The sequence below is a fragment of the Arcobacter ellisii genome, assembly GCF_003544915.1.
GTDB classification, from domain to species: Bacteria; Campylobacterota; Campylobacteria; order Campylobacterales; family Arcobacteraceae; genus Aliarcobacter; species Aliarcobacter ellisii.
This window is the reverse complement of record NZ_CP032097.1, coordinates 789,346-802,315: the sequence shown is the minus strand read 5'-3', so window position 1 is coordinate 802,315 and position 12,970 is coordinate 789,346. Positions and strand designations below refer to the sequence as shown.

The 12,970-nt window shown below is 26.7% G+C and carries 12 protein-coding genes; 3 read left to right on the top strand and 9 right to left on the bottom strand.

The genetic code is table 11. From position 1 onward, the window contains the following. Positions 1-7 precede the first annotated feature (7 nt). On the bottom strand, positions 8-1,957 hold the full coding sequence (locus tag AELL_RS04060) for a TonB-dependent receptor plug domain-containing protein (RefSeq protein WP_118916721.1): 1,950 nt from the start codon (positions 1,955-1,957) through the stop codon (positions 8-10). Positions 1,958-2,023: 66 nt separating this feature from the next. Beyond that, positions 2,024-3,613, bottom strand: coding sequence for a glycerol-3-phosphate dehydrogenase/oxidase (locus AELL_RS04055; protein WP_118916720.1), 1,590 nt, complete (start codon positions 3,611-3,613; stop codon positions 2,024-2,026). Between the two features lie 98 nt (positions 3,614-3,711). Between AELL_RS04055 and AELL_RS04050 the strand changes: the two genes are divergently transcribed. Continuing rightward, positions 3,712-4,122: a hypothetical protein gene (locus AELL_RS04050; protein WP_118916719.1), complete on the top strand. Its 411-nt coding sequence runs from the start codon at positions 3,712-3,714 to the stop codon at positions 4,120-4,122. A 7-nt stretch (positions 4,123-4,129) separates the two neighbouring features. On the opposite strand, the gene nth is transcribed toward AELL_RS04050, so the two are convergent. From nth to greA, 5 genes are read right to left on the bottom strand one after another with little or no spacing between them, the layout of a single operon-like run. Further along, positions 4,130-4,777: an endonuclease III gene (gene nth / locus AELL_RS04045; protein ID WP_118916718.1), complete on the bottom strand. Its 648-nt coding sequence runs from the start codon at positions 4,775-4,777 to the stop codon at positions 4,130-4,132. A gap of 1 nt (position 4,778) precedes the next feature. Next, positions 4,779-6,752: an excinuclease ABC subunit UvrB gene (gene uvrB, locus AELL_RS04040; RefSeq protein WP_118916717.1), complete on the bottom strand. Its 1,974-nt coding sequence runs from the start codon at positions 6,750-6,752 to the stop codon at positions 4,779-4,781. A 10-nt stretch (positions 6,753-6,762) separates the two neighbouring features. Next, positions 6,763-7,299: a hypothetical protein gene (locus AELL_RS04035; RefSeq protein WP_118916716.1), complete on the bottom strand. Its 537-nt coding sequence runs from the start codon at positions 7,297-7,299 to the stop codon at positions 6,763-6,765. Next, entirely contained in the window at positions 7,284-7,994 is a 711-nt protein-coding gene (locus AELL_RS04030; RefSeq protein WP_118916715.1) for a metallophosphoesterase, read from the bottom strand. The genes AELL_RS04035 and AELL_RS04030 overlap by 16 nt, the downstream gene beginning before the upstream one ends. Positions 7,995-8,042: 48 nt before the next feature. Further along, complete coding sequence (gene greA / locus AELL_RS04025; protein ID WP_118916714.1) at positions 8,043-8,531, bottom strand: transcription elongation factor GreA; 489 nt, start codon at positions 8,529-8,531, stop codon at positions 8,043-8,045. Between the two features lie 61 nt (positions 8,532-8,592). On the opposite strand from greA, the gene AELL_RS04020 reads away from it, so the two are divergent. Then, positions 8,593-9,243: a tRNA threonylcarbamoyladenosine dehydratase gene (locus AELL_RS04020; protein ID WP_118916713.1), complete on the top strand. Its 651-nt coding sequence runs from the start codon at positions 8,593-8,595 to the stop codon at positions 9,241-9,243. 61 nt (positions 9,244-9,304) lie between these two features. Further along, positions 9,305-10,213 (top strand): chemotaxis protein CheV, encoded by a 909-nt coding sequence (locus AELL_RS04015; RefSeq protein ID WP_118916712.1) that lies wholly within the window; start codon positions 9,305-9,307, stop codon positions 10,211-10,213. A gap of 38 nt (positions 10,214-10,251) precedes the next feature. Here the strand turns inward: AELL_RS04015 and argH are convergent, their stop codons facing one another. Continuing rightward, a complete protein-coding gene (gene argH, locus AELL_RS04010; protein WP_118916711.1) occupies positions 10,252-11,643 on the bottom strand; it encodes an argininosuccinate lyase in 1,392 nt (463 codons plus the stop codon). Between the two features lie 58 nt (positions 11,644-11,701). Then, entirely contained in the window at positions 11,702-12,970 is a 1,269-nt protein-coding gene (locus tag AELL_RS04005) for a hypothetical protein (protein WP_118916710.1), read from the bottom strand.

Genomic DNA, 12,970 nt, shown 5'->3' with positions numbered 1-12,970 from the left:
TAGCTTTTTAAAAGCTATATTTTAAATTTACATATCCATATCTTCCTGGGTCATTAAATAATATTGGAGAGCCACCCGTTTCAACATATCTAATATCTTGATAAGTATTTGTTGAAGCATATACTTTATCGAACACATTATCTAATCCAAGTGTTAAACCAATATTTTTATGTAGTTGGTTTGTATATTTTAAGTTAACGACAGCATAACCACCTAATTCTTGTTCTTTTGCACTACTATCAAAACTGTCCCATGAGTCAACAGCTAAGATTTCTGCAGTATATTTTGATTTATCCATTTCATAATTTAATGCTAAATTAGCTTTTAATGGTGGAATTTCTGCTAAATCTTTATCTGCAACATCTTCATCTTTTTTACCTCTTTGATAAGCCATTCCATAATCTAAAGAGAAATTATCAGTTATTACATATAATCCACTTATATCTAAACCATAAATTTTTGCATCAATATTTTCAAAAGTACCAGTATTATAAATATAATCTTTTAACACAGAATAAAATAGTTTCGGTCTAATATTAAAGTTATTAATAGTTTTATCAAATCCTAAATCAACTTCATAATTTTTTGTTTCTTTTAAATTTGAATTTCCAGCTGTTGTATCATAAAGTTCTCTTGCATCAGGAACTCTTGAAGATTTACCAACACCTGCAAAATATTTCATATCTTTATCAACATTATAAATACCAAATATATTTGCATTTAGTCCAGTGTATTTTTTGTCAGTTTTTGTACTATCAATTGAATCAACATCTGTATAATCATATCTAGCACCCATTTCTAAATCTAAGTTTCCAAATGATTTTTCAATTTTTGAAAAAATTGCTTTATTTGTTGTATCAGTAGAAGCTAAAGGAATAGAATTCATATCAACAGCACCTGTTGATACATTAGTTCTATACATTTCTCCTCTCCAATTTCTAACACTTGTATCTAAACCAACTGTTAATAAACTATCAGCAACTTCTACACTATTTTTGATTTTACTTCCCCAAATAGAAGTTTTATATTTTGCTGTCATATAATTTGATATACCACTGTTTCTAAGTTTTGTACTCATTGGATGATCAACATTTGAGTAATAATAGTCTAAATCTAATTGCTTAGAAAAATCTCCTAAATTTCTTGCAGTGTATCCAACTGTATAAATATTTGAATCATCATAATCTGCATCCATTGGCGTATTTGGATATAAAACATTATCACTTCTATTTGCTGTATATGAAAGTTTTATTTCTTGGTCATCATTTATGTTAAATTGACCTTTTGTTAAAAGTGTTTTTTTCTCAAAAGCATCTAAGTTATCTCTTGAATATCTGTTGATTGCTGGCATACCTTTATTTACTTGTTGTTCTAAGAAATTATCTCCATTTCCATCTTTATATTGGTCACCCTCTTCAGTTGAAGTTGAAACTAAAAGTTTAAATCTATCAGTTCCACCACTTACAGTAGCACTTGCTTTTCTATATCCGAAACTACCTGCATTTAAGTTAATTTCTCCATGAACATCTTTTGTAGGTTCTTTTGTTTCAACTTTTACTAAACCACTTAAAGTTCCAAAGTTCTCTACATCATAAGGCCCTTCAATAACTTTTACACTTTGAATGTTGTTTGATAAAACGTGAGAAGTTGCAGGGTCCATTCTATTTGGACAAGCTCCATATATTTTTGCATCATCAAGTAAAATATTTATATTGTCTTTTTTTTGCCCTCTTAAAATAATATCATTTGCAATTCCACTTCTTCTTACAATTGAAATTGATGGAACATTTTTCATTAGAGCTTCAGCTAAATCTGCACTTTTAATCTCTTCTGAACTTACATCTTTTACAATTGTTGAATTTGCAGTTTCAACTACACTGATAGTTTCTAATGTATTAGTTTCACTTGCAAATAAAACAGCAGTTGTTACAAGTGATAGAGAAATAATTCTATTCATAAATTTTACCTTGTATTAAAAAATTTACGAAAGTATTACAAAGAGCTGTTAATTTACTGTTAATTATCAAAAATAGTTTTGAATAAACTCTTTTGCTTCATTTTTTTCTATTTCTTTTTTTTCAATATCCCATTTTAAAATTTTTGCCATTTCTTCACAAACAATATCAACAAGTTCTAAAGAAGATTTTTTATCTATAAAACAAAGCCCTATTCTTCTTGCCAAATAATCTATTGGCTTTTGGATGAACTCATTTTTTATACAATACTCTATCTCTTTTTTTAAATAAGGAAATCTTTCATCTAATAAATCATAATCTTTATTTTCATCTGCAAGGGCTAAAATCTTTGTTGAATTATCTCCATAAAGTAAAATTAAAGACTTTTTTGTCTCTTTTGAAATTGGATAAAAAGAGAGTAATTTTTCTAAAATATTTTTCTTTTGCTTATTTCCTACAAGTTTATATTTTTTTGTTTTACACAGTTCTTTCTTTTCAATTTTATTTTGTTTTATCAAATAATCCATCATATCATTTGCCATTTTTCTATATGTAGTCCACTTCCCACCGCAAATTGAAACTAAACCACTTTTTGAACTAAAAATTGAATGTTCTCTATTTATTTGTTCTGTTTTTAATTTATCACTTTTCACAAGTGGTCGAATTCCACTCCATGAAGATAAAATATCCTCTTTTGTTAAAGTTTTTTCAAAATAATTATTTACCTCTTTTAATAAATAATCTATTTCTTCCTCTTTTACTTTTGAATTTTCCTCATAAAAAGTTTTATTATCTGTTGTTCCTATTAAACAATGTTCTAAAAATGGTAATACAAAAACAACTCTATTATCACTTGTATTTGGTATCAAAATTGCTTCATTTGAAGATAAAAAATCCTTTGAAACTACAATGTGAATTCCACTACTTAAAGTCAAAACTTTTTCAATTTCATTATCTAAAAATCTCATATTATCAACATTTGCACCTGTTGCATTTATTACAACTTTTGATTTAATTTCAAACTCTTTATTTTTTACTTTATCAAAATACTTCACACCTGAAATATTATGATTTTCATCATATAAAAAATTTCTAACTTCACAATAATTTTTAACAATTGCACCATTTTCAAAAGCTGATTGTAAAAGTGAGATTATCATTCTAAAATCTAAAAAAGTTCCATCATAAAATGAAATACATGCTTTTAAACTCTTTTTTCTCAAATTTGAAAAATAGTAACTACTAATAACTTTATTCAAAAAAGTGTTATTACCTAAACTATTTTTAGATGAAATCAATTTATAAATAAACAAACCAATATAATTTTTAATTAAACTAAAATAAGAGTAACATGGAATATTTATTTTTAATTTTTTTGATATATTTGAACTATTTTTTAGAAAAATAGCCCTTTCTTTTAAAGCTTCTTTTACTAAATTGTATTGAGATTTATCAAACTCTTTGATTGCCTTTTCAAGATACCTAACTCCACCATGAACTAATTTTGAACTTTTAGAACTAGCTCCACTTCCAAAATCATTTTTTTCTAAAAGTAAAACTTTATAACCTCTAAGTGTTGCATCAAGACATATTCCACTTCCAACAGCTCCGCCACCAATCACAACAATATCATAGTTTTCATCTCTTGAATTTAACATATTTTTCTCAATTAAAGGTATTTAAAAAAAGCTTTTTGCTAAGCTAGGATATAATAAAAATAAATAAAAATAAATAAAAATAAATAAAAAGGAATAAAATGCAAATAATTATAGCCATAGCAATTTTAATTATACTTATTACACTGATACTCTATAAAGTAAACGATAGATTTGAAAAAAAAGAGTTTATAATCCTTTTATTAATAATTATTATTTCAACAATAGCTTATATTTGGTATGAAAAATCTCAAGAAAACTTTTTCCCAAAAATGTTTAAAGAGAAATATGAAAAAGAAAAAAATGTTTTAATTGAAGGATTAGAATCTGAACTTTTAAATAACAAAGTTGTTAGTTCAAAAGATAAGTTTATTTATAAATTTACATATCTTGTAAAAAAAGATAATAAAGAGTTTTTATGTACAGCAAATGAAGTTGAAATCAATAAAATACAAAATAACTTTGTATTTAAAAATTTCTTGGATTTAAAAGAAGAGTGTATAGAAAAATAGACTCTTCTTATGCTGGTTTAAAACTACTTTTACTTTTACAAACCTGAGGAAATAAACAATTTTCACACTCAGGTTTTACAGCTTTACAAATATATCTTCCAAATAAAACCATTGCTTGATGAAAAATATGTAAATCATGCCCTTTTAGTTTTTTTACTAAATCAGCCTCTGTTATATCAACTGTTTTTCCATCACTAAGTCCCAGTCTATGAGAAACTCTAAAAACATGAGTATCAACAGCCATAAGATTTGCACCTTCAAACTCAATCATAAATACATTTGCAGTTTTATTTCCAACACCTGCAAGTTTCATAAGCTTTTTCTGGTCATGTGGAATTTCACCATCATAATTCATCAAAACACTTTGAGCCATTTTTATAATATTTTTTGCCTTATTATTAAAAAATGAACAAGATTTTAATAACTCTTTTACATCTTTAAGCTCAGCAACTGCTAATTCCCTTACACTTGGATATTTTTCAAAAAGAGCTGGAGTTATAATATTTACCCTTTTATCTGTACATTGAGCAGATAAAATAATAGCTATTAATAATTCATAATCATTTCTATAATTTAGCTCTGTAACTGCATCACTATATTTTTCAATAAATGCTTGTTTTATTATTTCAATATCTTGTTTTGTTGCTTTTTTCATCTTATATCTCTTTTATTTTAGCTATCTCATCTCTTAATCTAATAGCCTCTTCAAAGTTTAAATCTTGTGCTGCTTTTTTCATTTTATTATTTAGCTCAATTAAGATTTTTTTTCGCTCAGCTGCTGGCATTTTTTCTAGTTTTTGTTTTTTCCATGCTACATCATCATACTCTTCAAGTTTTAGATTTTCATCTAATTTTCTTTTTGTAGATTTTGGAGTTATATTGTTTTTGATATTGTGTTCTTCTTGGATTTTTCTTCTTCTATTTGTTTCATCTATGGCAAATTGCATTGAAGCTGTGATTTTTTTGGCAAATAAAATAACTCTTCCATTTTCATTTCTAGCAGCTCTTCCGATTGTTTGAATAAGTGAAGTTTTACTTCTTAAAAATCCTTCTTTATCTGCATCAAGAATTGCTACAAGTGAAGTTTCAGGAATATCCAAACCTTCTCTTAAAAGGTTAATTCCAATTAAAACATCAAAAGTTCCAAGTCTAAGTTCTCTTATTATTTGATTTCTTTCGATTGCATCAATTTCACTATGCATATATTTTACTTTTATTCCTAAATCTGCGTAATAACTTGCAAGTTCTTCTGCCATTTTTTTAGTTAAAACTGTAACTAAAACTCTTTCATCTTTTGCAATCGTTTTTTTGATTTCATCGTGTAATCTTTCAACTTGATATTCACTATCTATTATTTCAATAACAGGGTCAAGAAGTCCCGTTGGTCGAATTATTTGTTCTGCTACAACTGAACTCATTTCAAGTTCAAGTTCATTTGGAGTTGCACTTACAAATACATAATGTGGTGCTTTTCTTATAAATTCATCAAATTTTAGAGGTCTGTTATCAAGTGCAGAAGGAAGTCTAAATCCATACTCAACTAAAACTTCTTTTCTACTTCTATCAGCTGCATGCATTCCTCTAAATTGAGAAAGTGAAACATGAGATTCATCAACTACAAGTAAAAAATCTTTTCCCATTTGTTCAAAATAATCAAGTAAAGAATAAGGAGTTTCCCCTGGCTTTTGACCTGTTAAATGTCGTGCATAGTTTTCAATCCCTTTGCACATTCCAGTTCCTTCAATCATCTCCAAATCAAACTCAACTCTTTGTTTTAGTCTTTGATATTCAACTAACTTATTTTCATTTTGAAAATATTCAAGTCTTTCATCTAACTCTTCTTCAATCTCTTTTACAGCATTTGCAAGTTTATCATTTGAAACAACGAAAGGATTAACAGAATAGATAATTACTTCTTGTAAATCTTTTACTCTATTATTTGTAATATACTCATGTTTTGAAATTGATTCAACCTCATCACCAAAAAACTCAACCCGAATAAACTCATCTTCAAAGTAAGCAGGAAAAATATCTATAACATCACCATTTACTCTAAAATCTGCCCTATCAAAAAATTTATCGTTTCTTTTATATCCCATTTCTACAAGTTTTAATAAAAACTCTTTTTGTGAATATTCAAACCCAACTTCAACTCTTTGAACCATAGCTTTATATTCAGCAGGATTTCCTAAACCATAATTAGCTGAAACAGAAGCTATTACAATAACATCATCAAAAGATAAAAGTGAAGCTGTTGCACTAAGTCTTAATCTTTCTAACTCTTCATTGATTGATGAGTCTTTTTCAATAAATAAATCACTTCTAGGAATATAAGCTTCAGGTTGATAATAATCATAATAAGAGATAAAATATTCAACATGATTATTTGGAAAGAACTGTCGAAACTCTGAGTATAACTGAGCTGCTAAAGTTTTATTGTGAGTCATAATAAGAGTTGGTTTTTGAACTTTTTCAATAACTTTAGCTATTGTATAAGTTTTACCACTTCCAGTTACTCCTAAAAGCGTGTTGTATTGATTTCCAGCTTCTATACTTTCACTTAAAGCCTTTATTGCTTTTGGTTGGTCTCCACTTGGTTCATAATCACTTACTACTTTAAACTTTGCGATGATAAACTCCTTATTTCTCTTTCAAAATTTCATATAAAATAATAGATACATCTCTTGCTGTCCAAATAACATCTCTACTTAAAGTATCTCTATCTTTTTCTATATTTGCATTATTCCAATATTTATTTAAAATTCTTTGTATATCACGGTTTCTATGTTCTTCATTTAATTCTAAAATAGTTATATGGAAAAATCTATCACTATTATAAATTGATAATCTATTTTTTGTTTTCAAAAAATATAAAAGCAAAGAGACTTGCCAAGTATGCCACTCTATTTTATCCATTGCACTTGGAAGTTTATTTGCATAATCTAAAGCTCTATACGAATCTAATATCACTCTACAAGCTTGTGATAAAGCATTTATATTCATACTTTCTATATTTTTTGGAAATCTCATTTCATTTAATTTTATAATTTTTAAAGAAGGAGTGTTTACTTTTATATTTGGTTTTTCTATATTTTTTTTGTCATCCATTAATAGATATATCAAAACTATCAATAATAAAATTGCAACAATTATTATACCAATTATGGCAAAATGCATAAATCTACCTCTTCAAAATTAGAATTTTTAACTCTTGTATATTTCTTTTGACAACATAAAGATGGAATATTTATATATTTTTTATTATCAAAAGTATAATTTCCACCTTGATGATAATGCCCTTCAATCACAATATTTGTGTGATAATTTTTTAATCTTTTAAAAACTATTTCTTCAAAATTTATCATTTTGTGACAAATATTTTTTCCTAATAGTGCATTATTTATTTTTTTTGAAATGTAAAAATTTATATCAATAAAATTCATAAATTTCAAAAAGAATCTATTTCTAACAACTTTACAAAAAAGGTCATATTTCCAATTTATAAAATTATCTCCATGTGCTAAACTTATGGTTTTATCTTCAAATTTTCCAATAAGTGGTTGATTTTCTCTTTTTACAATTTTTATATTAGAAAAAAGTTCTTGTAGATTATAATCGTGGTTTCCTTCTAAATAAACTATCTGCATATTTTTTGATAACTTGTTCAAAAGAGTTATTACTTCACTATTTTGTTTTATAAAAAATTTACATTCACTTGAAATGAAATCTATAATATCACCCATTAAAAAGAGTTGGGAAGTTTGTATCTCTTGATTTTCTATTTTTTTTAGAAATTGTAAGAATTCTCTATTTTTTTCATTAAAATGAGAGTCAGCTACAAAAATAGCTCCCTCTTTAATATTAAGATTCATAAGCTATTTTTGTTTTTGTAGTAATTTTTTTCGCTATTTCAGCTACATTCATTGTAACTCTATTTCCTTGTAACACACATTTAAAACTTCAAAAGTTTTAACACCACCAGGAAGTGTTGCAGTTACTTCATCACCCTCTTCTTTTCCCATAAGTTGTTTTGCAAGTGGCGAATTAAAAGAAATTAATCCTTTATCTGCATTTGATTCAACTCCACCAACTATTGTATAAGTAAATTCTTCATCTGTATTTGTATCAACTAAACTTACTGTTGAACCAAAACTTACTTTATTATGTGGAAGAGTTGAAGGATCGATAATCACTGCTTTAGAAATAACTGCGTTTAATTCTGCAATTTGTGAGTCGATTAATGCTAATTTATCTTTTGCAGAGTGATATTCAGCATTCTCTTTTAAATCTCCTAATTGTCTAGCTTCATCCAATGCAATTACAGTTTCAGGTCTTTCTGTTTTTTTCAAAAACTCTAAATCTCCTGTAACTTTGTTGTAACCAGCTAGTGTCATTGGTTCTTTATCCATCAACATCTCCAATAAATTTATTTATGATATAATACCTAAAAATAGTAAAAGAGAAGTTTAGATGAAATATGATAGAACAAAAAAGTTATTTGGTGATGATGCATTTGAAAATTTCAAAAATGCTAAACTAATACTTTTAGGAGTTGGTGGTGTTGGAAGTTTTGCACTAGATGCACTTTATAACACTGGAATTACAAATATAACTATTGTAGATTTTGATACTTATGAAGAATCAAATATGAATAGACAAATGGGAAGTCATGGAAATATTGGACGAGTTAAAGTTGAAGCTTTAAAAGAAAAATATCCAGAAGTTACACCTATTCATATTAAAATCACACCTGAATGGATAGATAATTTTGATTTTTCATCTTATGATTATATTTTAGACGCGATTGATGATATAAAACCAAAAGTTCATCTTATTAAAAAATATTTTACAAAAGTAATTAGTACAAGTGGTGGAGCAAAAAGAATTGATCCAAGTAAAATAGAATATATTTCTATTTGGGACACTTACAATGACCCTTTTATAAAAAAAGTTAGAGAAGAGCTTAAAAAACAAGGATTTAAGAAAAAATTTAAAGTAATTTTTTCATCAGAAAATCCAAACTGTATAGAAAAAGGTAGCTTTGAAGGAGTTACTGGTTCATTTGGCCTAATGATGGCGTCTGTAACGATACAAAAACTGTTAAAAAAGATGCAAAAATAACTTAAAGTTACTCAAAGTTTAAAAGATATATAATAATTAACTTACATGAAAAAGGATTCACATGAGCGGTATTAGCGGTAGTGTAGAGCAAATGACGCAAGGGCATTTAAGAAATGTTCAACAATTAGCAGTATTTTACACTGGTCATAATAATATTTACGCAATTAATATAGCAAAAGTTAAAGCTTTTATAATTACTGAAGAAGTTGCAATTAATGATACACCAAAAGATACTAATATTATTGCAGGTATTGCAACAATTAGGGGGGAACCTGTAACTTTAATAAATCTTGATGCTTGGCTTGGTTTACCTGCTTTAGAAGTTAAAGATTATAAACTTATTATTTTTTGTGAATTTAATCACAAAAAAATTGGTTTTTTAGTTAAAGACATGCTTGATATAGTTGAAAAAACAACTCAAGAATTAAGACATACAGAAGAGACTAACTCAAAAATCACATACACAACTTATGTAAAAGTTAATAATAAAGATGAATTATGTACAGTATTTAATGCTGAACAACTTTTAAGAGATATTAAATGGACTGATGATGGTTCAGATGAAATAAGAAAATATGTAGATGAGAAATTACATTCTGATAAACTTATTTTAGCTGCTGAAGATTCAGGAGTTGCAAGAGAAGTTTTAAGCTCATTCTTTGAAGAAACAGGTCTTGATTATGAGATTTATGCAAATGGAACTTTACTAGTAAAAAGATTAGAAGAATTAAATCCAGAAAAAATCGGATTAGTAATTACAGATATTGAAATGCCTGGAACTGATGGATATCAAGTTGCTGCATTTATAAAAAATAATAAAAACTTAGCACATGTTCCAATTATTGTAAACTCTTCAATGACAACAGATGCGGTAAGAGGAAAAATGAACCAAGTTGGTGTTGATGGATTTGTTGGAAAAACTGATATTTCAAGTCTATTTAAACTAACAAAAAAACTTTTATTAAGATAATCTCTTTTTTAATAAGATGAGTTAAACTCATCTTATTTTTATCTATTTTCCAACCACTCTTCAAAATATTTTATTTGATTTTCTGTTTGTATTGATGATGTTCCACCAAATGAATTTCTTGCATTCATTGAATTTCTTAAATCTAAATACATAACTATCTCTTTACTAACATTTTTTAGTTCATCATTTGCACTTCTAATTTCATCTATATTTAATTCACTAATATCTTTATTTAAACTATTTGCTAAAGCAACTACATCTTTTGTAATATAATAAGCTGTTCTAAATGGCATATTTTGTTTTTGAACTAAATAATCAGCTAAATCTGTTGCAGTTAAATGCCCTATTTTACAAGCATTTTGCATTTTATCTACATTTACAATCATAGTTTTAATCACTTCATTTAAAATAGAGATTGAGATTTCAACTGTTTTAACTGAATCAAAAACTCCCTCTTTATCCTCTTGTGTATCTTTGTTATAAGCTAGTGGTAAACCTTTCATTACTGTTAAAAGTGAAATAAGATTCCCATAAACTCGACCTGTTTTTCCTCTTAAAAGTTCAGGAACATCAGGATTTTTCTTTTGAGGCATAATAGAACTTGTAGTTGCATACTCATCACTCATTCTTACAAATTGGAACTCATAAGAAGACCATAAGATTAACTCTTCTGAAATTCTACTAATATGCATCATAGTTGTTGAGATATTAAATAAAATTTCTAATGCAAAATCTCTATCAGAAACTGTATCCATAGCATGAGAAGTTGGAGCTATAAATCCTAATTTTTGTGAACTTGATTCTCTATTAATATTATGTGGTGTTCCAGCTAATGCAGCACTTCCTAAAGGACAATAATTATTTCTCTCATACGAACTTTCAAATCTTTCGTAATCTCTTTTAAACATATTTGCATAGGCTAATAAATGGTAACCAAAATTAAGTGGCTGTGCATGTTGTAAGTGAGTCATTCCAGGAATTAAAGTAGTTGTGTATTTTCCTGCAACATTTACAAAAGTCTCAACTAACTCTTTTAATTGAGCTTTTATACTTAATGATTTATCTTGTACATAAAGTCTAAAATCTGTTGCAACTTGGTCATTTCTACTACGTGCCGTGTGAAGTCTTTTCCCTGGTTCTCCAATAATTTCAGTAAGTCTTGTTTCTACTGCCATATGAATATCTTCATAAGCAAGTGAGAATTTAAACTCTCCATTTTCAATCTCTTTTTTAACTTGTAAAAGTCCTGTTTCGATTGCTTCTTGTTCTTGCTTAGTTAGAATTCCTTGTTCTGCTAACATTTGAGAGTGAGCAATTGAACCTTTTATATCTTGTGCATAAAGTTCTTTGTCAAACATTATTGAAGCATTAAACTCATCTAATATTTGTGCATTTGTATTTTTTAAAATTTGATTGTTTTGATTTGCCATTTCATTCCCTAAATTATAATGTGCCTTAAAATAAGGCAACATTATAACACAAGTGATATTATTTAAAAGAAGAGAAATCCATTGGGTCAGTTTTTGATATATTTGTATATTTTTTTATTGCAACTATTGCGTTTATTAAAAACAAAATATTTGAAAACAGAAACAAAATTCCTGCTATATAAACGAATTTATTTTCATAATAAGAGATAAGGAAAAATAGTATAGAAAAAAAATGAAGAAAAAAATGCACTTTTATATATTTTTCTTCTATAAACTCTCTAATTGTTGGTATTTTGAAATACCCTTTTGAGTTCAAATGAAACCAAGATAAAAAAGGAATTATTTTATAAACCATTCCTTGTAAAAGTGAATATAAAAATCCAAAAGCAAAAATAATTGCTAATATATAATTTGATTCAAAAATATCAAACATCCAAATAATCATAGAAATAATCAAACAAATTAAAGAAAATTTCCAATACCATAAAGTTACATCAAAAACTGGACGTTTTCTATTGTTTAAAGATTTTAAAGCAAAATAGGCAAAACTTAAAATCATAACTACAAATATTAATTTCAAAAATAAAAAATTTATTTCAAAATAAAAAAAGAAAAATGAAATAAAAAGAGTGATAAATAAAATAATTGGAAGTTTATGTTGTATAAATTTTGGAAAATCAAGTGCAACATAAAACATAGGTATAACTTGAAATGAAACTCCCATAATAAGTAAAAATGCAAAACCCAATAAACCAAATAAAATATGTGTATTTACAAAAACCAAATATTTTTCATTTAAGTTTGATGTTATATGTGAAGTTGCTAAAAATAATCCTAAAATAAAAGTGATTAAACCAGCTAAAGCAAATAATCTCATAGCTTTTACTGTAGAAGTGAGATATTTTACATTAAATAAAAGTTTGATTGAAACAATAAAAAAAGTAAAAAAAGCAATAGCTAAAAACAAAACTCCAATATGTAACAACCATTTAAGCTCAAAAATAAATGAAAAACTCAAACCCAAAGTTCCCAAAACTAAAGAACTATGAACAATATTTGCAAATAACTTTGATTTTTTTATAACTGCACCTGCAAGAACAGGCATCATTTGTTGCATTGCACCAAAAATTATCATTGATAAAATTCCCAAAGTAAAAAGGTGAACAATACCAATTGATACATAATGAAATTGATTAGAAGTTTGTGAAAAAGGGGAAAATAAAAAAATCAAAGAGATAAGTACTCCAAAAATTGGAGCACTTAAAAAAAACCTAAAAGGAACACTAATAGGAGGTGCTTGGTCTAGGCTTAATCCTTGATTGAACAT